Origin of the sequence: Nostoc sp., from assembly GCF_036919555.1 — a bacterium.
Taxonomy (GTDB): domain Bacteria; phylum Cyanobacteriota; class Cyanobacteriia; order Cyanobacteriales; family Nostocaceae; genus Nostoc.
This window is the reverse complement of record NZ_JBALCS010000048.1, coordinates 1-22,262: the sequence shown is the minus strand read 5'-3', so window position 1 is coordinate 22,262 and position 22,262 is coordinate 1. Positions and strand designations below refer to the sequence as shown.

Sequence of the window (22,262 nt, the reverse complement as noted above, 5' to 3'; positions counted from 1 at the left end):
CTTACTAGCCTCAATTTACAACTACGAATTAAGTTTACCAGAAGCAAAATTCCAAACCCCTACCATAACATACAAGTAATTCTGCAAGAGGTCTAATAAGCAAACAAAACAATCCACATCGGAGTACTTGACGGCGAATTAGGACAGTCCGCCGCCAAGGTACTTGCTGGCAAAGGGTAAATGATTCTAGTCGCAGCAGCAGATCAAAAAGGCTACGCTTACGCTGCTGATGGTTTAAATACTAACTGCAAATTTACCTCATTATTACTTGGCGATGCCCAAACTGCTTAAAATAGTAGTGATAGAGAGGATTCTAATTATGAGCGTCGTCATTCCCAATGAAATATTAACCGCAACTCGCATAACTGAAGCTTGGCTGAACCTTTATACAAGAGGGTTTTGCAGCTTGTTGATGAAAATTAATTTTTGATCATGTCCAAGTAGCTTACATAAAAAAACATCAGTCAGCCAAAAAACCCAGGATAATGAATCATAATTAATCTCTATAGCTTTGAGCTATCAGCCATCAGCTACCAGTCCCAAGCCGGAAGCTGAGATACGGAATGCTAAAGGCTTTTGATTCAACTTAACTAATTGACTATGAATTCTGAAAAGGTCAAAAATTCTCTAAAAATTTCGCCAGCTATCCGCGTGGGAGTTCTGGGTTTTGGCGGACTAGGACAAGCCGCCGCCAAGCTACTTGCTGGCAAACGGGAAATGATTTTAGTCGCAGCAGCAGATCAAAAAGGCTACGCTTACGCTGCTGAAGGTTTAAATACTGAAGAATCCATTGCAACCTACCAGTCCCAAGGTTCGCTAGGTCATTTAGAACCAGTTGGGACATTAACAAATCAAAGTATTCAGGATTTAATTGAAATAGCTCAACCTGTGGATGGGTATTTTCTGGCTTTACCCAACTTGCCAAATGACTTTATTCCGACTGTAGCCAAAGAGTTTATCAAATCTGGTTGGCGTGGGGTGCTAGTGGATGCGATTAAGCGCACCACTGCTGTAGAACAATTACTGGCGATGAAAAAAGAATTGGAAGCAGCCGGGATTACGTACATGACAGGCTGTGGTGCAACACCGGGATTGTTAACAGCCGCCGCCGCATTAGCCGCCCAAAGCTACGCCGAAATTCATCAAGTCGAAATTACCTTCGGGGTGGGAATTGCCAACTGGGAAGCTTACCGTGCCACCGTTCGGGAAGACATTGGCCACATGCCTGGTTACACAGTGGAAACCGCTAGGGCGATGACTGACGCAGAAGTAGAAGCACTACTAGATAAAACTAATGGTGTGCTTACCTTGAAGAATATGGAACACGCTGATGATGTGATGTTAGAGGTAGCGGGAATTTGCGATCGCGATCGCGTTACTGTTGGTGGTGTAGTCGATACCCGCAATCCGAAAAAGCCCCTCAGCACTAATGTTAAGGTAACAGGGCGCACCTTTGAAGGGAAGATTTCCACCCATACCTTTACTCTGGGAGATGAAACCAGTATGGCAGCCAATGTCTGCGGACCTGCTTTTGGCTATCTCAAAGCTGGTAAACAATTGCACCAACGCGGCATGTATGGAATATTTACTGCTGCCGAAATTATGCCCAAATTTGTTAGGTAATAGTTAGGAGTTTGGAGTGGGGAGTTAGGAGTTAGAGACGCGATTAATCGCGTCTGTACACGAGTTAGGAGTGGGGAGTGGGGAGTGGGGAGTTGGGAGTTGGGAGTTAGGAGTGGGGAGTGGGGAGTGGGGAGTTGGGAGTTGGGAGTTGGAAGTTAAAAACCTCAACTTAAGACTTAAAAATCTTTGGCTTTGTTCAAAATTTGTAATTTAAAACTCTTAACTTCTCACTTTTTACTCCTAACTATTAACTCCTAACTCCTAACTTTTTTAAGCTTGTAAAATTTCTGGAGAGAAAATATCTGTGAAATTCTCCTCAAACAGCAAATCTGGCGTTTGCATAATAAATGGAAGTTCGGCTCCCACGAGTCCTCTTTGGATGCGTTCTAAAGTATCGCTAAAAACGACAAATAGAGGATATATGGTATTAGCTCCCTCACTCAAAATATGACTGTGACACAGAGGCATCAACCACTCATAATCATTGTCTAGCAAAACTTGGGTTTGTCGCCAACGTCCTAACAAATCAGAAAAGTCTTCGTGAGCACGATGAATAAAGACTAAAATTTCTGGTTCAGTTTTAATTTTCCACTCAGGATCGCACATCAAAATTGCTACATCACAGGGTAAGCAAATCGTTTGTGGGGCTGTTGTAGCAGTGTTGCGAAGACGGACAATGGGCAAGGAGTATAGTAATGACACTTTCATCTGGACGGCGCAAACTGGGAATCATCTCCAAGTATGGCCGATATTGCTTTAGTAAGGCGATCGCAGCTAGATGATTGCTGTACTCTGCCAAACTCGCTTCGTACTGAGATTTTTGCACAGTCATAGTTTATTAAATAGTTAGGAGTGAGGAGTTAGAAATAAAATTAAGTAGTTAGGAGTTAAGAACAAGGATGAAAAATAAAGAGTTTAAGCTCCTAACTCTTAACAGACGCGATTAATCGCGTCTCTCCTAACTTTTAATCCTCTATCCCAACGTTTCAAATACTTTAAACATAGGTAGATACATCGCTAGCAAAATGGTTCCAACCATTCCCCCTAAAACTACAATCATCACTGGTTCCAAAATACTGGTCATTGCTTTTACTGCCTGCTCAACTTCATCTTCATAGAAATCGGCAACTTTCATCAACATTGCATCTAATTCTCCAGTTTCTTCTCCGATACTAATCATCTGAATTGCCATGGCCGGAAAAACGCCATCATATTGTTGTAAAGCAATGCTAATCATACCTCCTTGTTGAATCTCAAGGCGGGCTGCATCTATGGCATTGGCAATCACTTGGTTTCCTGAAGTATCTCGGACAATTTCTAAACAAGTTAAAATTGGCACACCTGAACGAGTCAAAGAACCAAAAGTCCTGCTAAAGCGGGCAACTGAAGATTTTTGAATTAAGTCGCCAAACAACGGCATCTTCAGGGAAAGACGATCAAGTGTTAGGCGACCACCAGGAGTTTTACCGAATTGTCCATAGGCAATTTTCAGTCCGACAATAATAAAGAGAAGGATGACAGCCTTCGGACTTCTCAAAAATTTACTAGCATCCATCAAGAATTGCGTTAGAGGTGGTAATGTAATTCCAATTTGTTCAAAAATCGTGGCAAAAATGGGGATAAGAAAAATGGTCATGCCGAGAAAGATAGCAACTGCGATAAAACCCACGACCGTTGGATAAGACAATGCTGATTTAATTTGGTTTTGTAAGCGGGCAACATCTTCTAACAACTTGGCTAAACGATTCAACACTTCGTCTAGAACACCACCAACTTCGCCAGCTTGAATCATACTCACATATAATCCATCAAAGCAGTCAGGATGCTTCCGCATTGACTCTGAAAGATTCATTCCGCTTTGAACATCAATGCTAATCTCCACAAGAGCTTGTTTCAATTTGGGGTTACTACACTGTTCAGCAAGTACCCCCAGACTTCTAACGATCGCAACACCCGCATTCATCAAAACGGCAAATTGACGGGAAAAAACGGCTTTGTCTTTCACAGAAACCTTAACTAAAGAATTCTGGAAATTTTTGAAGGCAACATCTGGTTGAAATCCTTGAGATTGTTTCAGTTCTTGGACTACAAAACCTTGATCTCTGAGATTAGTCCGAGCTTGTACCAAGGATTCGGCAACAATTTTTTCTGATCGGGATTTTCCTTGAGAATCGCGAACACGGGCAACATAGTTTGGCATAAATTAATTCAAAATGGGGATTGGGAAAGAAGAGGCACGAGGCAGAAGTTCTTTAATTTTGAATTTTGAATTTTGAATTTTGAATTGATTTCTCCCCAGTTCCTTTAATGCGCTTTAGCAGCCGCACCGGGTTTTGCACCTACTGCCTGCGGCGGTGCCGCAGTACCGATGAGACGTTGGATTTCATCTGGCTTAGAAGTCTTAGACATCGCCGCTTCAAAGGAGATTGTTCCGGCTTTGTACATATCGGCTAAAACCTTCTCCAGAGTTTGCATTCCCAATTTGCCGCCAGTTTGAATAGCTGAGTAAATTTGAGCTGTTTTGCCTTCTCGAATCAAGTTGGAAATAGCAGGAGTGACAATCAGAATTTCTTGAGCCATTACCCGCCCATATTCACCGGGTTTAGGGTTTTTCTTGGACACCAGGGTTTGGCTAAATACTGCCACTAAGGAGTTAGACAACTGCACCCGCACTTGGGTTTGTCTTTCATGGGGGAAAACGTCAATAATCCGATCAACTGTCTGGGCGGCGGAACTGGTATGTAGCGTACCAAATACCAAGTGTCCTGTTTCTGCGGCAGAAATCGCCAAAGAAATCGTTTCCAAATCGCGCATTTCCCCTACCAGAACAATATCTGGATCTTCTCGCAAAGCTGCTTTCAAGGCATTAGCAAAGCTCTTGGTATCTTCACCCAGTTGCCGTTGGTGAACCAAGCTTTTAATTGGTTCGTAGACAAATTCAATTGGGTCTTCTACCGTTAAAATATGCTCTGCCTTAGTGCGGTTAATCAAGTCAATCATTGCCGCTAGGGTAGTTGTCTTGCCGGAACCTGTAGGGCCTGTTACCAGAATTAGTCCTCTGGGCTTATCTGTCATTTCCCTTACCACATCTGGCAAACCTAATTTTTCAAAGTTAGGAATTTTAGAACTTAATGCCCGTAAGCAAGCAGCATAAGAACCACGTTCTTTATAGACATTGACCCGGAAACGAGCCAAACCCTTAACACCGTAGGAACAATCTAACTCCCAGTTCTGCTCCAAGGTTTTACGTTGGGTATTGTTGAGCATACTAAAAATCAGCCTTTGACATTGATCGGCTGTCATTACATGCTCACCTATGGGGGTGAGTTTGCCACTGATGCGGAAGTAGGGAGGCAAACCTGCGGATAAATGCAAATCCGAGCCACCCATTTCAATCAACTGCTCCATCAGGTCTTCAATCATCATTTCCATAGTTTTGCTTCCTTTTAATGTTTGTTATTTGTTATTTGTTATTTGTTTAAAGTTACTAACCATCGACCAATGACCAATGACTAATTTTGAAACCGAGATGTCATACAGTAGGGACAATCCAGCCATTCTGGTTTCAATGTGGCATCGCAGGTCAGGCAGGTAAGACCAATCTTGCGTTTGGCTTTTAACTCGGCTTCCAAACCAGTATCAGTAAACGTCACTCGTTCTACTTCTTCTAGGGTGGTAGAACCTTGGCGCACTAAGTCCAAACTGTAAGACAGCAAGGTTTTCATGCCCTCTTCTATTGCCACTTCCTTGATACGTTCCGTGGGTGCATCTTCGTTGATGAGAGTTTGCAGGTTTTCGGTAACTCGCATGACTTCATAGACTCCACAACGCCCTTTGTAGCCGACACCATTACACTTTGGGCAAAGCTGATTTTTGGTTTTGGCTTCGGCGATCGCATCTAATGTCAAGGTGTTAGCTTTATAGAAGGTAACTTCGATATCTGAGGAAGCTGATAGACCATAACGACCCAATTCCTGGACGGTAGGAGTGTAGGGAATACGACATTCAGGACATACACGCCGCACCAAACGTTGAGCTAAAACGCCAATTAGGGAACTAGAAACCATGAACGGCTCAATACCCATTTCTCCCAAACGAGCGATCGCACCTGGGGCATCATTGGTATGTAAGGTAGTTAATACCAAGTGACCAGTCAAAGCAGCCTCAATTGCTGTTTTTGCCGTTTCTTTATCCCGCGTTTCACCCACCAGCAGCACATCTGGATCTTGCCGCAAGAAAGCCCGCAATGCGGTAGCAAAATCCAGCCCTTTTTCCCGAATCACCTGTACTTGAGTAATCCCTGGAAGGCTGTACTCAATTGGATCTTCCACAGTACTGATATTAATACCGGGATCATTCTTTTCTGATAATGCAGAATACAGCGAGGTTGTTTTCCCAGAACCAGTTGGCCCAGTCACCAAAATTAGACCAAAGGGACGGCTGACCATATCTTGGACAATTTGTAAAGTCTCCGGATCGGTAATTAACTTATCCAATCCCAGTTGGGTAGAGGAGTTATCCAAAATCCGTAGCACCACCTTTTCCCCGTAACGACTGGGTAAAGTGCTGACCCGGAAATCTACTTTACGTCCCTCAAACAGCCGCCGGATACGTCCATCTTGGGGTATACGCCGTTCCGCAATATCTAGATTGGAGATGATTTTAAATCGGGCTGTCACCGCCGGAATGATTTTTTTCGGTAGGGGATCGAAAGCTTCGATCAGTATGCCATCCTTCCGAAAGCGAATACGTAAGTTTTCTTCTTGCGGTTCGATATGAATGTCAGAAACGCCCTCATGCAAGGCTTTAGCCAGGATTCTGTTGACTAGGTTGATGACTGGGGCATCCTCTGCACCCTTCATCGCCGCACCGAGATCAGCCTCCATTTCTTCAGGAGCATCTGAAAGATCGAGATTTCCGAGGTTTTCTAAATCCTGATTAATATCTGTAAACTTTGCTTGATCCAGGTGCTTTTGCTTAACAGCCATTTCATCCAGATATTGGTTGATTAGCTGTTGGTAGTCTTCCTGTGTAATCACCATGCGCTGCAAGACCAAGCCTTGGGGGCGCAAGATGCGGTTCAGGTCATCGGAAGCTTCTAGATTATCTGGAGCGACCATCGCCACTAAAACTGAGGGCGGGGTTTGGTCTTCGTGTTTCGATAGTGGTACTAAACGATGGCGACGACAGATATCCACTGGGATGAGGGTTTCAATTAGGTTCGCCATCATCGTGCTGCCAAAGGAGTTGACTTCCGGATCAAGGAATTCAACACCATATAGTATTTTAAGTTCAAATAGCTGCTGTTTTTTATATTGCCTGAGCAACTCAGGTGATAGTTGTTGCCCAGTGATTGACTCTAGTACTTCCGTTAGGGGTCTGCCAGATTTACGGCTTTCAATTAGTGCCTGCCTCATCTGGTCGGTATTCACATAGCCAGATAGCACTAGCTTGTTGCCGAAGGGCGAAAACTCTGTTCTGGTAGTTAGAGCGGTACTGCGCCGTTGTGCTGACGAGTAAGTCATAAATGAGCAATTGATTTGGGGAAACCTCTGTTTAGAGTATTCCCCGACTGTGAGATAGAATTCTCATTTCCCAAAAAAGTCCTAAGTCACGTCGCTTTGCTGCAAATTCAAAATTCACGCATTAAAGACATTTTCAAATTAAGATCAGGGGCGAGTCACATTCAGCGCCATTCTTGAAAATTATTCGTTCGGGTTCCCGCCTTAGTGGGGTCTGGGCTAACGTGTTCACCATTTGTCACAATAAGAGGACGGTTACATCACTTCCAGGAACTTGTTGGCAACAAAATCAGCCTCAGTGGCAAGTCGTGGATGACGACGGTTGCAAGCTGTGGAGATACACTGCCATAAATAGCATCTGGAATGAGTGGACAATAATGGATGAAAATAAACAGATAAACAATACAAGCCAGCAATTGGGTGAACCAACAGAGGTAAAGCAAGCAATGAAGAGTGACTCCCCAGCCCAAATTAATTTCAATGAATCTGGCAGTGAGATGACAGAGGAAATGGCAGCCCAAACCAATGTATCCGGTGATACGGCTACTCTCAATCCAGAAAATGGCGTCGCGGCAACCGAGAAAACTGAAGTGGAAAGAGCAGCTTTGGCAGAACTGACTCAACAAATCGAGTCCCTGAAAACGCAACTAGAAGAGCGTAGTACTCAATATATGCGGATTGCCGCTGATTTTGAGAATTACCGGAAACGCACTAGTAAAGAAAAAGAAGAGTTAGAGGCGCTGATGAAGCGAAACACGATTTTGGAATTGCTGCCAGTGGTCGATAATTTTGAGCGGGCGCGATCGCACCTCAAACCGCTATCTGATGGCGAAATGACAATGCACAAAAGTTACCAAGGCGTTTACAAACAATTAGTAGATAGCCTGAAGCGCTTGGGTGTATCACCAATGCGTCCCGAAGGTGAACAATTTGATCCTAACCTACACGAAGCAGTAATGCGGGAACCTACGGATGAACATCCTGAAGGAACAGTGTTAGAAGAGTTAGTGCGCGGATATTACTTGGGCGATCGCGTGCTACGCCATGCAATGGTCAAAGTAGCTGCTCCCAAGGAAGATACCCCTGCTGCACCAGAAGATCAGTCGAGTCAAGCCTTCAGTTAAGCTGTAATCGCTCGCCTCGCTGACCAAAAGTGCCTGGGTTCTAGCAAGGGACTTGCATCGCGTATCTAAAACTTGGACAAGGCTTTGGATAACTCTCTGTGTTTCAACTTCTCTCTTGCTACCAGCAACAGGGGTTCCACAGACGTTATCCGCTAGCCTTAATTCATGCCAAAAAGTTAGTCCGCGACAGATTACAGTAGAAAGACTCAGTAAAAATACTGGCAAATATGGGAAAAGTTATTGGGATCGATTTAGGCACTACTAACAGTTGCGTCGCAGTTTTGGAAGGCGGTCAACCACTTGTGATCGCCAGTTCTGAAGGTGGACGAACTACTCCTAGTATTTTGGGATTTGGGAAGAGTGGCGATCGCTTGGTTGGTCAATTGGCAAAGCGCCAAGCCGTAACCAATGCCGAAAACACAATCTACAGTATTAAACGATTCATCGGGCGGCGTTGGGAAGACACTCAAACAGAACGCGATCGCGTTCCCTACAACTGTGTCAAAGGTCGAGATGATACCGTTGATGTCCAAATTCGCTCAAAGAATTACACGCCACAAGAACTATCTGCCATGATCCTGCAAAAGCTCAAGCAGGATGCAGAAAACTTCTTGGGTGAGGAGGTCACTCAGGCAGTGATCACCGTACCCGCATATTTCACAGATGCCCAAAGACAAGCAACTAAAGATGCTGGCACCATTGCTGGACTAGAAGTTCTGCGAATCATCAACGAACCAACAGCTGCGGCTTTAGCTTTTGGATTGGAAAAGCAAGACCAAGAGCAGCTAATTTTAGTATTCGACTTGGGAGGCGGTACCTTCGATGTGTCGATCCTGCAACTTGGGGATGGCGTTTTTGAAGTTAAGGCAACTTGTGGTAACAACCACTTAGGTGGAGACGACTTTGATAATGCGATCGTGCTTTGGATGATGGAACACTTCCAGCAAGAGGAAAAAATCGACCTTTCCCAAGATAAGATGGCACTGCAACGCCTGCGGGAAGCGGCAGAAAAGGCAAAAATTGAACTCTCCAGCATAGTGAATACCTCCATCAACTTGCCGTTTATCACGGCTGATGACACAGGACCAAAGCATCTGGAGATGGAACTTAGCCGCTCTAAATTTGAAGAACTCGCAGGAAAATTAATTGAAGCGACCATCGAACCAATGATCCAAGCGCTCAAAGATGCGGATCTCAAACCACCAGCCATAGAGCGGATTATTTTGGTAGGTGGTTCTACCCGCATTCCCGCAGTCCAAAACGCGCTAATTAAGTTTTTCAATGGCAAAGCTCCCGATCGCTCGATCAACCCTGATGAAGCGGTAGCATTGGGAGCGGCTATCCAAGCAGGTGTGTTGGGTGGCGAAGTCGATAATCTCTTACTATTGGATATCACCCCTCTGTCCTTGGGAATTGAAACCTTGGGTGAAGTGTTCACCAAAATCATTGAACGCAACACCACAATTCCTACGAGTCGGTCACAAGTTTTTTCCACAGCAGTTGATGGGCAAACCTCGGTGGAAATTCACATCCTCCAAGGTGAACGGGCAATGTCACGAGATAACAAAAGTCTCGGCAAGTTTTTGCTAGCAGGAATTCCCCCATCGCCCCGTGGTGTGCCCCAAATTGAAGTATCCTTTGAAATCGATGTCAATGGCATCCTGAAGGTTTCTGCCCAAGACAAAGGTACAGGTAGAGAACAGAGTATTCGGATTACCAATACAGGTGGCTTGAGTAACAACGAAGTCGAACGGATGCGCCAAGAGGCTGAACTGTTTGCCGAAGAAGATAGAAAACGTAAAGAACTGGTTGAACTCAAAAACCAAGCTGATAATCTGTTGTTCAGTTACGAATCCACCATCAAGGATAATGGCAACTTTATCGGCGAGCAGATGAAAACCTTGGCCAGTGAAAAAGTTTCACAACTCCAAGCTGCCATGCTTGACTCCAGTGTTTCCACAGTGGAATTTAAACAGCGCTTAGACGACTTCCAACAAACCTTGCTGGCAATTGGTGCTGATGTCTACAATCGAGCTAACAGCCAAACTGATGAGATTGAGCAGGCTTCAGCTAGTCTCTTGACCCCAGAAATGGACTCACCAATGAATGGCACACTAATACCACAATTCAACTTTGATTTTGACGAAGAAAGTACCGCACAGGCTGATTACGAGGCGATAGATTAGGGGTTTGACATGGGGCATGGGGCATGGGGCATGGGGCATGGGGCATGGGGTGACTACGGGCGATGCCTACGGCGGCAAGCTACGCTCCCTGTACCCGTGTCACAATCCCCTAAAATAAGTGGTTACGCAAAAATATTTATACATTTTATGAAAAAATATTATCAGGAAAAGGAGATGCCGCTAAAGGAGTAATGATATGCGTTTTATTAAAGGCTTAAGTCAAGATACGATTAAAATGTTAGCAAGAATTTACAAACAAAGTAAACATCATCAAGTAAGACAAAGAGCGCAGTGTATTAAATTGAGCCCTGATGGATATACAATCAAGAATTTAACAGCAATATTTAATGTTAGTCGTCTGACAATAACCAATTGGTTTGATGATTGGGATATGTTTATGCTAGCTGGTCTATATGATCACAAAGGAAGGGGAAGAAAGCCGAAATTAAATGACGAACAGAAAAAGCAAGTAAAAAAATGGGCTAAATCCCACCCAAAAAATTTAAATATAGTAAGAAAAAATCTCAGAGAAGAGTGGGGTATTGATGTAAGTAAGGATACGATTAAAAGAATTTTGGATTTTTTTAACATGACTTGGCATCGGATAAAAAGAGGTGTAGCAGGTCAGCCAGATAGCTCAGTATATAAGAAAAAAACAGAAGAATTAGCTAAACTAAAAAAGCCAGATGAACAAGGAGAGATTGATTTAAGATATGTAGATGAAACTGGTTTTTGTTTAAGCTCTTATGTTCCTTATGCTTGGCAAGAGAAAGGATGTGAAGTAATTATCAAGACTCAACGAAGTAAACGTTTAAATGCTTTAGGTTTTTTAAATAGAAGGAATGATTTAGAAGTCTATTTCTTTGAGCGTAGTATTAATAGTGATCTAGTCGTAGCCTGTATTGATAAGTTTTGCGAAAAATTAGAGAAGCTAACAGTATTAGTAATAGATAATTCCTCCGTTCATACAAGTAATATGATGCTGGATAAACAAAAAGAATGGTCAGAAAAGGTTCGAGTCTCTTTTTCTTACCAACTTACTCTCCTGAGTTAAATGTCATTGAAATTTTGTGGCGATTTATGAAATATAATTGGCTGGCAATAGATGCTTATGAGAGTTGGGAAAGTTTAGTTAAAGCTGTGGAATATATATTTAAGCATTTTGGAGAAGAATATATAATTAATTTTGCGTAACTACTTACCCCTCACTCTTCCCTTCCAATGGCTGCATTGGGTATTGGACATTGGCAAGGACAATGGCAGTTACCTTAATCTTTAACATTTTCCAAAGTGTAACAAATTTAGTAAAATATAGTATCATCTGGTGATACTATATAAATGGAACTTACATAGTAAACAGCAAAAAACTTTTGATGCCCTTTTTCAAAACCCCATCAGATCCAATATTTTATGGAGTGATATAGAGTCTTTATTAATTGCTCTTGGTGCAGAGGTTTCAGTTGAAAGAGGGTCAAGAGTCCGATTTGCTCTTAATGATATAAGAGCCACATTTCACAGACCACACCCTGAAAAAGAAACTGACAAAGGCGCTGTTAAGTCGATGCGGCGATTTTTGACAGAAGCGGGGATTAAAAAAACGGGGACTGAAAATGATGAAATATAAAGGATATGAGGCAATTGTAGAATTTGACGCTGAAGCAGAAATTTTTCACGGTGAAGTAATTAATATTCGGGACGTGATTACTTTTCAAGGTAGTAGCGTAGACGAACTTAAGCTTGCTTTTTCTGATTCAGTGGATGATTATTTAGATTTTTGTAGAGAAGGTGGAGAGGAGCCTGATAAACCATTCTCTGGTAAATTCATGGTCAGAATTGACCCTGATTTACACAAAAAAATTGTACTTAAAGCAAGGAAAGAAGGACAAAGCCTTAACTCCTTGGTCGAAAAAAGCTTATGTCTCTATGCTAGCTAATAAATATATTGATTGTGACATGACTCCTTTCCTGAAGGTAGGGAGGCAACTAAAGAATCACTTCAAAGACTTCCTAGTTACTCCCTTACGGGATTTCGACTTTGACCTAGACTGAGATATCTCAGTACAAGAGCAAACCGTCTGCATAGGCGTTTTGGATTCCCGACTGTCCATCGGTACTAATTAGTATCTCAATATATTAGTGGCAAATGCAACACTCGTAAAGATAAAGCCGTGCTAGAAGCACGGGGTTTTAAACCCAACTTTTCGATAAATTTAGCGAAGTTTCACAAGACCCCAGCGCTTTGCTAGATTGTAGAAGCAAATTACTTTGGGCTAGGCACTATGCCAGTTCAGATGCAATCGAAAGCAATGGGTGGTTTTCCACACCTAATGGTGCGGCTAGCCCCTCTGGTTGATGGGCGAGGTTTTCCTCTCCTACGTAGCACAATTGTAAAAGAGACAGCCGACTCGGCAGTGAGAAGTCTGAGCAGAGGCTTGCCTGCTCCTAACTTCTATCGCTTTTGTCGTCTCCCACGAGGAAACCACCTGTTGCTCAAGATTTGTCGCTGATTTTTGTGAAAGGTAAAGGGTAAAATCAGTTATTAACAAAAATTAATTTTATCTTCTACCTGACCTCCGGCAAGCCGCCCTCTGAAGGACACTGCATTGCTCTTCCAGAGCTTTAGGCATAACGCCTTCCCACAGGGTAGCAAGTGACCGTGAGTGACCTTCTACTGTCCTTCGAGTTCGCCAGTCGCTCATGGGGGAAACCCCCAAGACCGCGCAGGCTCACCTTCTGCTTTCTTCCTTCTAACTTTTACCTTTGCTATATGGCCCGCGACTATTATGAAATCCTGGGTGTCTCTCGTGACACCGACAAAGAAGAAATCAAACAAGCCTATCGCCGTTTAGCCCGGAAGTATCACCCAGATGTGAACAAAGAACCGGGGGCGGAGGATCGCTTTAAAGAGATTAACCGCGCTTATGAGGTACTCTCGGAACCAGAAACCCGCGCTCGTTATGATCGCTTTGGCCCAGAGGGTGTGTCTGGTGCTGCTGGCGCGGGCTTCCAAGATGTCGGCGATATGGGCGGTTTTGCCGATATCTTTGAAAGCATTTTTAGTGGCTTTGCCGGCGGTATGGGTAGTCCCACGCAACAAAGACGGCGCAGTGGACCTGCCAGAGGTGATGACCTACGGTTAGACCTGAAGTTAGACTTTCGGGAAGCGGTATTTGGCGGTGAAAAGGAAATTCGTATTTCCCATCTAGAAAATTGTGAAGTTTGTAGCGGTTCTGGTGCTAAACCTGGAACCCGCCCCCGGACTTGTTCGACTTGTACGGGATCGGGTCAAGTCCGCCGTGTCACCAGAACACCCTTTGGCAGTTTCACCCAAGTCTCGACTTGTCCCACCTGTAATGGCACAGGGATGGTAATTGAAGATAAGTGTGATGCGTGTGATGGTAAAGGCGCAAATCAAGTTACAAAGAAACTCAAAATTACCATTCCAGCTGGGGTGGATAATGGCACACGCTTACGGATTTCTAGTGAAGGAGATGCTGGTCAACGTAGTGGTCCTCCTGGGGATTTGTACGTTTACTTGTTCGTGAATGAGGACGAGGAATTCCAACGGGATGGCATTAATATTCTCTCGGAAATCAAAGTTAGCTACCTGCAAGCAATTTTAGGTTGTCGGTTTGAGGTAGATACGGTAGATGGTCCGGTGGAATTGATTATTCCAGCTGGAACCCAGCCGAATACGGTGATGAAGTTGGAAAATCGCGGCGTACCCCGTTTGGGTAATCCCGTCAGTCGTGGGGATCATATGCTGAACGTATTAATTGATATTCCCAACAAAGTGACCCCAGAGGAGAGGGAACTGTTGGAGAAGCTGGCTAAAATTAAGGGAGATCGCACTGGTAAAGGCGGTCTAGAAGGATTCTTGGGAAATCTATTTAAATAATAATGAAGCCCTCTTCTGTTTTAACTCCCGATGCTCAACTTGATTTGCGCGGCACCCCTTGCCCAATTAATTTTGTGCGGACAAAACTACGTCTGGAGAAAATGCCATTGGGAGGTTTGCTAGAAGTCTGGCTAGACCCAGGTGAGCCGATTGAGCAGGTTCCCGATAGTCTGACAATGGCAGGTTATCAGGTGGAAAAAATTACAGACTACACTAGTTATTTTTCTCTGTTAGTGCGCCGTCCAGTTATTGAATGACAGGGGAAATTTTTACCACAACTGGACAGTTATTGGGTACGGTGGTTGCTGTACAGGCTAATTTTTACCGAGTACAGCTAGATCACAAGGATGGGGAGCAGAGGAGTCGGGGAGCAGAGGCGAAACTAGATTTAAATGCCCCTGTGCCCCCCTGCCCCCCTGCCCCCTCGCCTCCCCTTCTCCTCTGTACTCGCCGAACCCGCCTGAAAAAAATTGGGCAACAGGTGATGGTGGGCGATCGCGTTGTGGTAGAAGAGCCAGATTGGGCTGGGGGACGGGGAGCGATCGCTGATGTCTTACCCCGCCAAAGTGAGTTAGATCGTCCAGCGATCGCCAATGTGAACCAAATCCTGTTGGTATTTGCCGTCGCCGATCCACCTTTGGAACCTTACCAGCTAAGTCGGTTTCTAATTAAGGCTGAGTCTACTGGTTTGGATGTGCTTTTATGCTTGAATAAAAGTGATTTAATTTCACCGCCAGAACAGCAGCAAGTTAGCGATCGCCTACTTGGTTGGGGCTATCAACCAATATTTATCAGCGTTAAAGATGGTATAAATACTGAGCAAGCAGCCAGATATTTGAGCAATAAAATTACTGTAATTGCTGGGCCTTCTGGCGTTGGTAAATCCAGCCTGATTAATGCGCTGATTGATTCTGCCAAGCTGCGAGTCGGAGAAGTTTCTGGCAAACTGGCTCGTGGTCGTCATACCACTCGCCATATAGAATTATTTGAGTTACCTAGCGGTGGTTTGCTGGCAGACACTCCGGGTTTTAATCAGCCTGACATGGATTGTAACCCAGAAGAATTAATCCATTATTTCCCAGAAGCAAGAGAGCGGTTGGCAGTTGCTAAGTGTCGGTTTAGTGATTGTGTGCATCGAGATGAGCCTGAGTGTGCGGTGCGCGGAGACTGGGAACGATATCAACATTATTTAGAATTTTTGGACGCTGCGATCGCTCATGAAACTCATCTGCATCAACAAGCTGATCCAGAATCCAGCTTGAAGTTAAAAAGCAAAAGCAAAGGCAAAGGGCAGAGTCAATACGAACCCAAGCTAGAAAGTAAGAAGTATCGCCGGATTTCCCGAAAGACTCAGTTACAGGACTTGCAGGAGTTATATCGGGATGAGGAATAGACTTCTGGTGCTACACAATGTAGAGACTTAGCAGTGCTACGTCTCTACAAGGGTTCTGGATAATGCATATTTAATTTCACCAGATGTCTAATAAAGAGTGCGATGTCTACGACGGGCTGTTCGGTGACGCACTTCTATATAAAAGTTTGTCACGATAGCATGGATACAAACAGAAAAACTATCTTCTATGTCTCAGCCCCTTGCCACCACCCCTAGTTTAGAAGCTGTCACTGAGAGTATAATTTTCCCACCAGGCGACATTTATAGTGACGAACCCCCGTTGGAATCTGATCTGCACCGAGAACAAATTGATTTACTGATCCGCCTGATTAAATGGTGGTGGCGCGATCGTCAGGATTTTTATGCTACCGGCAACCTGACTATCTATTTTAGTCCTAACCAGAAAAAATCAGCGGAATTTCGAGGACCTGATTTCTTTGTAGTTTTAGATACAGAAAAAAAAGACCGCAAAAGCTGGGTTGTCTGGCAAGAAAATGGTAAATATCCCAATGTGATAATTGAGATGTTATCTGATTCCACGGCCTCGGTTGATAAAGGTTTGAAAAAGCAAATATATCAGAATACATTTCGCACTCCTGATTACTTCTGGTTTGATCCAAATAACCTAGAATTGCAGGGATTTCACATAGTTGATGGGCAATATCAAGAACTTGCTCCCACTGAGTTGGGTTGGTTGTGGAGTCAGCAGTTAGATATGTATTTAGGAGTTGAGTCTGGTAAATTACGTTTTTTTACCCCAGATGGGCATCTGGTAATATTGCCAGAAGAAGAAGCGAACCAACAGTTGCAACAAGCAAACCAACAGTTACAGCAAACAAATCAACAGTTAGAGCAAGCAAATCAACAACTAGAACAGGAACGCCAACGGGCTGAAAAATTAGCAGAACGCTTACGAGTCGCAGGTATTGACCCTGAGCAAATATTCTGAAAATAGAATTTTCTCTTTAAACTAGGCATGGAAAAATAGTGCTATGAACCAAACAATATCTGATCAAGTCCGTTGGACAACCTCAGACTTAGAATTACTCACAACTGACGAATGGAAGCGCTATGAAATTATTGATGGAGAACTATTTGTGAGTAAAGCGCCTCACTGGAGACATCAAGGGACTGCGGGTAATATATGCTTAGAGTTACAAATTTGGTCACGCTCTAGTCGGGTGGGAGAAACCAGTCAAGCTCCTGGTATAATTTTTACAGATGCCGATAATGTCATCCCGGATGTAGTTTGGATTAGTCATGAGCGTTTAGCACTATTGCTAGATGATGAAGGGCATTTGAGAGGAGCGCCAGAACTGATTGCAGAAGTGCTTTCTCCTGGGACAACCAACGAACGTCGAGATAGAGAAGCCAAGCTCAAACTATACTCATCTACAGGAGTTCAAGAATATTGGATTGCAAATTGGCAATTACAACAGCTAGAAGTTTATCGCAGAGAAAATGCCCAATTAAAACTGATCGCAACCTTGCTGGCTGATGACGAAATCACATCACCACTTTTACCAGGTTTTGGCGTTCGAGTTCAGCGTTTTTTTGGATAATTCTGGCGTAGGCGTAGCCCGCCGTAGGTATCGCTCATCAAACTCAGCTGCATCAACAAGCTGATCCAGATTCTACCATGAAGTTAAAAAGCAAAGGCAAAGGCAAAGGACAGAGTTAATACCAACCCAAGCTAGAAAGTAAAAATATTGCCGAATTTCCCGCAAGACTCAATTACAGGACTTGCAGGAGTTATATCGGGATGAGGAATATAAGAGTGCGATCTCTACGACGGGCTGTTCGGTGTCGCACTTCTATCTATAATTGATGTTAACGTTGGGCTAAATTTGAGACGAAGCACAACGAAACAGTTGAGGATCGGAGATAACCTCTGCCTCGTATCCGATACCCCTGTCCCGCCGTTCCAACGAAATGTTGTACCAATGTTGGTTCCTCCTAGTCGCTGCGTCTGTATAGAATTGAGTGATATTCCAAATCTTTGTCGTCCATATCACCTAAATATATGCGACAGTGTTTAGGAACAGCATCATAGGCTTGGCGCAAATACTCCTTATTTGCCTCGTTTGGCTCATGCTTGTATTGTGTTAATGCCTGTCGGCAAATCTCTCCTATTGTTAGCTGCCCATTGAGTCGTCGGATCTCGTCTTCAACTTCTTTAACAAACTCCTGCTCCTCAACTCTTGACTTCACTTGATGGGCGGTGAAATTAAGACCAGACACCATCATTGATACTCTTGATCCTTCAGGCAGATGAGTTCTAACCCAACCTTTGCTCACTTTTTCTTTGAAACCATCAAAGTCAACCTTCCCCCAGCAATCAATTCTGCCGTCTTTGTAGACCTTAATTTCGGTGACATAATAGTGGTCTCCATTGTTGATAAAGGCTTGCAGAAATACGCCAGGAATGGTTACGCCATCAACTATGCGATAGATCGTGTTAGAGAAGGACATAATAACAACCCATTATTATACAGTCTTAGTAAACAGTATGTACTGTACTCTTCGGTTGATCTCGGTAGGCCCCCCTGAACGCTACCATCTGCGTAATGTTCAAATCACAATATGTTGGGGAATATTGAGTTTAGGTTTTTACGTGACAGCAAAAACACGCAGTGGAGGCACAACAATGTTGGCTGTACCTCTACAAACACTGTATTTAACTCATATTGAAAACTATTCTTACGATCCCCATAAAGTCTTAAAATATTGTTAATTTCAGCCCAACCTCTCGACCTTCAACTTACAAGTATCACCCCAAAATCATTATGGCTATCGGCTACGTCGCGCTTGTACTCCACGCACATCTACCCTTCGTTCGTCACCCGGAAAGTGACTACGTGCTGGAGGAAGAATGGCTTTATGAAGCCATCACAGAAACCTACATCCCCTTATTGAAAGTATTTGAAGGCTTAAAGCGAGACGGTATCGACTTTAAAATCACGATGAGTATGACACCGCCCCTAGTGTCGATGCTTCGCGATCCTCTGCTTCAAGAACGCTATGAAGCACACTTAGCCCAACTAGAAAAACTTATAGAACTAGAAGCAGAACATAATGTCAATAACGGGCATCTTCGTTATTTAGCCGAACATTATGCCACTGAGTTTAAGGAAGCGCGTCAGCTATGGGAACGCTACAACGGTGACTTGGTGACAGCTTTTAAGAAGTTCCAAGACAGTAACAACCTGGATATCATCACTTGCGGTGCTACTCATGGCTATTTGCCGTTGATGAAAATGTATCCAGAAGCAGTATGGGCGCAAATTCAGGTAGCCTGCGAACATTACGAGCAAACCTTTGGACAAGCACCCAGAGGCATTTGGTTGCCGGAATGCGCCTACTATGAAGGTGTAGAGCGAATGCTAGCCGATGCTGGGTTACGCTACTTCCTTACTGATGGGCATGGCATTCTTTACGCCCGTCCCCGTCCCCGCTTTGGCACTTATGCCCCAATTTATACAGAAACTGGTGTTGCTGCCTTTGGTCGAGATCAGGAATCTTCCCAACAGGTATGGTCTTCTGAGGTGGGCTATCCTGGAGCGGCGGAATATCGAGAATTTTATAAAGATTTGGGCTGGGAAGCAGAATATGAGTACATCAAGCCCTACATCATGCCCAATGGTCAGCGGAAAAATACGGGGGTTAAGTATCACAAAATTACTGGACGCGGTTTAGGGCTGTCAGATAAGGCGCTCTACGATCCCTATTGGGCTAAGGAAAAGGCAGCAGAACACGCTGCTAACTTTATGTATAACCGAGAGCGGCAATCTGAGCATCTCTATGCTCTAATGCACCGTCCGCCAATTATTGTTTCGCCTTATGACGCAGAGTTATTCGGACATTGGTGGTATGAAGGCCCCTGGTTCATCGATTACCTATTCCGCAAGTCGTGGTATGACCAAGGAACATATCAAATGACCCATTTAGCAGACTATTTGCGGGATCAGCCAACGCAACAAGTCTGTCGTCCTTCGCAGTCTAGTTGGGGTTTCAAGGGTTTCCACGAGTATTGGTTGAATGAAACGAATGCGTGGATTTACCCGCATTTGCACAAAGCTGCGGAACGGATGATTGAAATATCGCACCTGGAACCAGAGGATGAGTTGGGGTGGAAAGCATTGAACCAAGCAGCGCGAGAATTGTTATTAGCACAATCTTCTGACTGGGCTTTTATTATGCGGACAGGAACAATGGTACCCTATGCAGTCAGACGGACGCGATCGCACTTGATGCGGTTTAATAAGCTCTACGAAGACGTGAAAATCGGCAAAATTGATAGTGGTTGGCTTGAAAAAGTCGAGTTAATGGATAATATCTTCCCCGAAATCAACTATCGCGTCTACCGTCCGCTATAGTTTCACAAAAAATAATCAACAGCAGTAGGGTGGGCATTGCTCACCCTATATTAGTAGTGAGGAGCGTTTATTTTACCAACAACAGAGCAAGCCTTAGCCTGTGTAAGGGTTTGTCAAATGCTGTCAAATCTTTATAAAGACATCCGCTTATTTCGATTTGACGATAAAACCGGAGAAATTTACATTCTATCTGCGGATGAACTTCAAATTATTGTTTATCGCAATGGCGAATGGGAGTTTGTCAATGAACCAGAATTATGAGCAAATGAGTTTTACAGAATTGAGAGCTTATGTCGTGGAAAACCGCGAAGACATTGAAGCTCTACGTTTTCTGATGAGCAAACGCGATCCTAACTCTCCGAAGTATCCTATGCCTGTTACCGAAGCTGATATGCAAGCCCAGATGGAAATCATCAGGCGTAAGATTAACGGAGAGCTTTAAGATTATTGTCTAATTTCAGTAAGGAACGTGGATTAAATAAAATGCAAAACTTCATCCTCTATTTAGCTTCCCTCTCCTTTATAAGGAGAGGGATTGAGGGTGAGGTAAGCCAGGGACATAAATTGTATGTTATTTAATTCTTATTCCTAAGCATAATTAGGGTGGGTAAATCATACTCACCTTATTATTTTATTAACACTGCCGGATTTAGCTAAAGGCTATCTGGATCAATATTCAATTCTCGAAGTTTAGCAGCTAATCTTTGTGCTTTCTCTTCTGCGGTTTGTCGTGCAGCTGCTTCCTCTTCATGAGTTAAGAGTGTTTCACCAGTCGCTGGATTATAAAAACGCAGTTTTCCTGCTTATAGGCGTAACTCTAGCCCCAAAACTTCACTGGGTAGGGACACTGTAGCATCTGGTAGGGTATTAGTTGCCACTAGGAAATAATTCCCATCAACCAAGTGTAAACCTTGGAGTTGGGGATTGAGATAATCGCCTGTAGGGTCATATTGGAAATATTCACGTACTCCCAGAAAGGCGTAAATTCCTTTCTTTGCACCTTGGTCTTTGCTGCGGGTGGTTTTTGAGGTAATCTCTAGAACAAAATCTGGGGTTTGATTATTTTCTTCCCAAGTTTTGTAAGAGCGTCTATCACGGTTTTCCACTCCAAACACCACAAATACATCTGGGGCTACGACTGATTCTGGATAACCTTTTTCGTAGTAAATAAATAGATTGCCAGCAACGTATACATCTGGGTGATTTTGGAAATAAATCCGTAGTGCATTTATTGCATAAGTCAAGTAACTGCACTGGATATCTCCTTCAGCCATTGGCTTACCGTCTTCATCTGGGTACTCAATCGGGGTAACGGGGATATACTCTACTGAGGCTGTCATGGGTAGTACCTCAACTCAACTAGGGCTAGATTTAATTTAACCTTGTTTTAAGTTGTAGGTACTGCACATGAAAAAGAGGGTGTATTGCTCACCCTCTGGAACTAAAGCATATATCCCATTAATCAATCTAGGGATTTGCTATGAATCTTGAATCTCAAAGCGAACTTTTAGAGGATCACCAAGAACCCTTCGGAAAGCCGCCTCTATTGAGGAAGACTTTTTCTGTGCCTGTGTTCGACACCCTTCAGTAGGAATAGAAATTATAGCTTATAAATTAATATGGATTTATTAATTAATTCAGTTTATTTTATGTTAAGATAAAAGGTTATTTATGATTTATAAAATAAGGATTGAATTTGCAACTAACTTACAAATATTATAAAAGATATTTGTCATTAAATTCTGGATGTTCAGAAAATTGGTAATTAAATTAAAAAAATATTTCTAAGAGTTTTGCATGGTATTGATGAGCAGGGTAAATAGCCGAAACATAGACCATTCAAGCTAAAAAAATGTGTAATTAAATTCTTCTTTCAGTGAGATATAAGCTGGAAGACTTGATTTACGGTAGCAAGTCATTTAGAGGCTCTTGTTGACAAGATGCGTTTGCCCTGCTTCCAGATAAGATAAAGAAAAACTGGTGCGTAGGCGTAGCCCGTCATAGACATCGCTAGTGATAATGTGTAATTAAATTCTTCTTTGCAATGAGATATAAGCTGGAAGACTTGATTTACGGTAGCAAGTCATTTAGAGGCTCTTGTTGACAAGATGCGTTTGCCCTGCTTCCAGATAAGATAAAG

At 43.4% G+C, this 22,262-nt stretch carries 18 protein-coding genes and 5 pseudogenes; 17 read left to right on the top strand and 6 right to left on the bottom strand.

The window, feature by feature from the left end:
- Nucleotides 1-111 precede the first annotated feature (111 nt).
- A pseudogene (locus V7K36_RS14505) lies at nucleotides 112-246 on the top strand (saccharopine dehydrogenase-like oxidoreductase); the annotation flags it as partial.
- A gap of 354 nt (nucleotides 247-600) precedes the next feature.
- The gene (gene bioU / locus V7K36_RS14500) at nucleotides 601-1,623 is read left to right on the top strand and encodes a (S)-8-amino-7-oxononanoate synthase BioU (protein ID WP_335116775.1); all 1,023 of its coding nucleotides are present in this window, start codon (nucleotides 601-603) and stop codon (nucleotides 1,621-1,623) included.
- A gap of 270 nt (nucleotides 1,624-1,893) precedes the next feature.
- On the opposite strand, the pseudogene V7K36_RS14495 reads toward bioU, so the two are convergent.
- The 4 genes and pseudogenes from V7K36_RS14495 to V7K36_RS14480 all read right to left on the bottom strand — a co-directional run bounded on the left by V7K36_RS14495 (nucleotide 1,894) and on the right by V7K36_RS14480 (nucleotide 7,148).
- Nucleotides 1,894-2,455 (bottom strand): annotated as a pseudogene (locus V7K36_RS14495) (hypothetical protein).
- Nucleotides 2,456-2,596: 141 nt separating this feature from the next.
- On the bottom strand, nucleotides 2,597-3,823 hold the full coding sequence (locus V7K36_RS14490) for a type II secretion system F family protein (RefSeq protein ID WP_335116773.1): 1,227 nt from the start codon (nucleotides 3,821-3,823) through the stop codon (nucleotides 2,597-2,599).
- A gap of 104 nt (nucleotides 3,824-3,927) precedes the next feature.
- Nucleotides 3,928-5,058: pseudogene (locus V7K36_RS14485) on the bottom strand (type IV pilus twitching motility protein PilT); the annotation flags it as partial.
- A gap of 77 nt (nucleotides 5,059-5,135) precedes the next feature.
- The gene (locus V7K36_RS14480) at nucleotides 5,136-7,148 is read right to left on the bottom strand and encodes a GspE/PulE family protein (RefSeq protein ID WP_335116769.1); all 2,013 of its coding nucleotides are present in this window, start codon (nucleotides 7,146-7,148) and stop codon (nucleotides 5,136-5,138) included.
- 371 nt (nucleotides 7,149-7,519) lie between these two features.
- Between V7K36_RS14480 and grpE the strand changes: the two genes are divergently transcribed.
- The 12 genes and pseudogenes from grpE to V7K36_RS14420 form a co-directional block, all read left to right on the top strand.
- Nucleotides 7,520-8,269: a nucleotide exchange factor GrpE gene (grpE, locus tag V7K36_RS14475; protein WP_335116777.1), complete on the top strand. Its 750-nt coding sequence runs from the start codon at nucleotides 7,520-7,522 to the stop codon at nucleotides 8,267-8,269.
- A 227-nt stretch (nucleotides 8,270-8,496) separates the two neighbouring features.
- Nucleotides 8,497-10,455, top strand: coding sequence for a molecular chaperone DnaK (gene dnaK / locus V7K36_RS14470; protein WP_335116767.1), 1,959 nt, complete (start codon nucleotides 8,497-8,499; stop codon nucleotides 10,453-10,455).
- 196 nt (nucleotides 10,456-10,651) lie between these two features.
- Nucleotides 10,652-11,649, top strand: a pseudogene (locus V7K36_RS14465) (IS630 family transposase).
- Between the two features lie 130 nt (nucleotides 11,650-11,779).
- Nucleotides 11,780-12,079, top strand: coding sequence for a type II toxin-antitoxin system HicA family toxin (locus tag V7K36_RS14460; RefSeq protein ID WP_335116765.1), 300 nt, complete (start codon nucleotides 11,780-11,782; stop codon nucleotides 12,077-12,079).
- On the top strand, nucleotides 12,066-12,389 hold the full coding sequence (locus V7K36_RS14455; protein ID WP_335116763.1) for a type II toxin-antitoxin system HicB family antitoxin: 324 nt from the start codon (nucleotides 12,066-12,068) through the stop codon (nucleotides 12,387-12,389). The genes V7K36_RS14460 and V7K36_RS14455 overlap by 14 nt, the downstream gene beginning before the upstream one ends.
- 345 nt (nucleotides 12,390-12,734) lie before the next feature.
- Complete coding sequence (locus V7K36_RS14450) at nucleotides 12,735-12,962, top strand: hypothetical protein (protein ID WP_335116761.1); 228 nt, start codon at nucleotides 12,735-12,737, stop codon at nucleotides 12,960-12,962.
- Nucleotides 12,963-13,222: 260 nt separating this feature from the next.
- Entirely contained in the window at nucleotides 13,223-14,353 is a 1,131-nt protein-coding gene (gene dnaJ, locus V7K36_RS14445; protein ID WP_334829079.1) for a molecular chaperone DnaJ, read from the top strand.
- Nucleotides 14,354-14,355: 2 nt separating this feature from the next.
- Nucleotides 14,356-14,610, top strand: coding sequence for a sulfurtransferase TusA family protein (locus tag V7K36_RS14440; RefSeq protein WP_335116759.1), 255 nt, complete (start codon nucleotides 14,356-14,358; stop codon nucleotides 14,608-14,610).
- On the top strand, nucleotides 14,607-15,746 hold the full coding sequence (gene rsgA, locus V7K36_RS14435; RefSeq protein ID WP_335116757.1) for a small ribosomal subunit biogenesis GTPase RsgA: 1,140 nt from the start codon (nucleotides 14,607-14,609) through the stop codon (nucleotides 15,744-15,746). Before V7K36_RS14440 ends, rsgA begins: the two co-directional genes overlap by 4 nt.
- Nucleotides 15,747-15,933: 187 nt before the next feature.
- Nucleotides 15,934-16,695: a Uma2 family endonuclease gene (locus V7K36_RS14430; protein ID WP_335116755.1), complete on the top strand. Its 762-nt coding sequence runs from the start codon at nucleotides 15,934-15,936 to the stop codon at nucleotides 16,693-16,695.
- 43 nt (nucleotides 16,696-16,738) lie between these two features.
- Nucleotides 16,739-17,308 (top strand): Uma2 family endonuclease, encoded by a 570-nt coding sequence (locus V7K36_RS14425; protein WP_335116753.1) that lies wholly within the window; start codon nucleotides 16,739-16,741, stop codon nucleotides 17,306-17,308.
- 20 nt (nucleotides 17,309-17,328) lie between these two features.
- Nucleotides 17,329-17,570: pseudogene (locus tag V7K36_RS14420) on the top strand (hypothetical protein); the annotation flags it as partial.
- 132 nt (nucleotides 17,571-17,702) lie between these two features.
- Here V7K36_RS14420 and V7K36_RS14415 read toward each other — a convergent pair.
- Complete coding sequence (locus V7K36_RS14415; RefSeq protein ID WP_335116751.1) at nucleotides 17,703-18,218, bottom strand: DUF7638 domain-containing protein; 516 nt, start codon at nucleotides 18,216-18,218, stop codon at nucleotides 17,703-17,705.
- Between the two features lie 314 nt (nucleotides 18,219-18,532).
- On the opposite strand from V7K36_RS14415, the gene V7K36_RS14410 reads away from it, so the two are divergent.
- From V7K36_RS14410 to V7K36_RS14400, 3 genes are all read left to right on the top strand, one after another.
- Entirely contained in the window at nucleotides 18,533-20,122 is a 1,590-nt protein-coding gene (locus V7K36_RS14410) for a glycoside hydrolase family 57 protein (RefSeq protein WP_335116748.1), read from the top strand.
- A 69-nt stretch (nucleotides 20,123-20,191) separates the two neighbouring features.
- Nucleotides 20,192-20,383 carry a DUF6888 family protein gene (locus V7K36_RS14405; protein WP_442948466.1) on the top strand — a complete coding sequence of 64 codons (192 nt, stop codon included), beginning with the start codon at nucleotides 20,192-20,194 and terminating at the stop codon, nucleotides 20,381-20,383.
- Entirely contained in the window at nucleotides 20,367-20,564 is a 198-nt protein-coding gene (locus V7K36_RS14400; protein ID WP_335116743.1) for a DUF6887 family protein, read from the top strand. Before V7K36_RS14405 ends, V7K36_RS14400 begins: the two co-directional genes overlap by 17 nt.
- A 361-nt stretch (nucleotides 20,565-20,925) precedes the next feature.
- Here the strand turns inward: V7K36_RS14400 and V7K36_RS14395 are convergent, their stop codons facing one another.
- A complete protein-coding gene (locus tag V7K36_RS14395; RefSeq protein ID WP_335116741.1) occupies nucleotides 20,926-21,462 on the bottom strand; it encodes a Uma2 family endonuclease in 537 nt (178 codons plus the stop codon).
- Nucleotides 21,463-22,262: the final 800 nt, after the last annotated feature.

What these genes read in the sequence shown, in the direction of transcription:
- V7K36_RS14490 (WP_335116773.1), bottom strand. Translation starts at nt 3,823, where the DNA reads ATGCCAAACTATGTTGCCCGTGTTCGCGATTCTCAAGGAAAATCCCGA.
- V7K36_RS14425 (WP_335116753.1), top strand. Translation starts at nt 16,739, where the DNA reads ATGAACCAAACAATATCTGATCAAGTCCGTTGGACAACCTCAGACTTA.
- V7K36_RS14395 (WP_335116741.1), bottom strand. Translation starts at nt 21,462, where the DNA reads ATGACAGCCTCAGTAGAGTATATCCCCGTTACCCCGATTGAGTACCCA.
- V7K36_RS14440 (WP_335116759.1), top strand. Translation starts at nt 14,356, where the DNA reads ATGAAGCCCTCTTCTGTTTTAACTCCCGATGCTCAACTTGATTTGCGC.
- V7K36_RS14400 (WP_335116743.1), top strand. Translation starts at nt 20,367, where the DNA reads ATGAACCAGAATTATGAGCAAATGAGTTTTACAGAATTGAGAGCTTAT.
- rsgA (WP_335116757.1), top strand. Translation starts at nt 14,607, where the DNA reads ATGACAGGGGAAATTTTTACCACAACTGGACAGTTATTGGGTACGGTG.
- V7K36_RS14415 (WP_335116751.1), bottom strand. Translation starts at nt 18,218, where the DNA reads ATGTCCTTCTCTAACACGATCTATCGCATAGTTGATGGCGTAACCATT.
- V7K36_RS14450 (WP_335116761.1), top strand. Translation starts at nt 12,735, where the DNA reads ATGCCAGTTCAGATGCAATCGAAAGCAATGGGTGGTTTTCCACACCTA.
- dnaJ (WP_334829079.1), top strand. Translation starts at nt 13,223, where the DNA reads ATGGCCCGCGACTATTATGAAATCCTGGGTGTCTCTCGTGACACCGAC.
- bioU (WP_335116775.1), top strand. Translation starts at nt 601, where the DNA reads ATGAATTCTGAAAAGGTCAAAAATTCTCTAAAAATTTCGCCAGCTATC.
- dnaK (WP_335116767.1), top strand. Translation starts at nt 8,497, where the DNA reads ATGGGAAAAGTTATTGGGATCGATTTAGGCACTACTAACAGTTGCGTC.
- V7K36_RS14410 (WP_335116748.1), top strand. Translation starts at nt 18,533, where the DNA reads ATGGCTATCGGCTACGTCGCGCTTGTACTCCACGCACATCTACCCTTC.
- V7K36_RS14480 (WP_335116769.1), bottom strand. Translation starts at nt 7,148, where the DNA reads ATGACTTACTCGTCAGCACAACGGCGCAGTACCGCTCTAACTACCAGA.
- V7K36_RS14430 (WP_335116755.1), top strand. Translation starts at nt 15,934, where the DNA reads ATGTCTCAGCCCCTTGCCACCACCCCTAGTTTAGAAGCTGTCACTGAG.
- V7K36_RS14455 (WP_335116763.1), top strand. Translation starts at nt 12,066, where the DNA reads ATGATGAAATATAAAGGATATGAGGCAATTGTAGAATTTGACGCTGAA.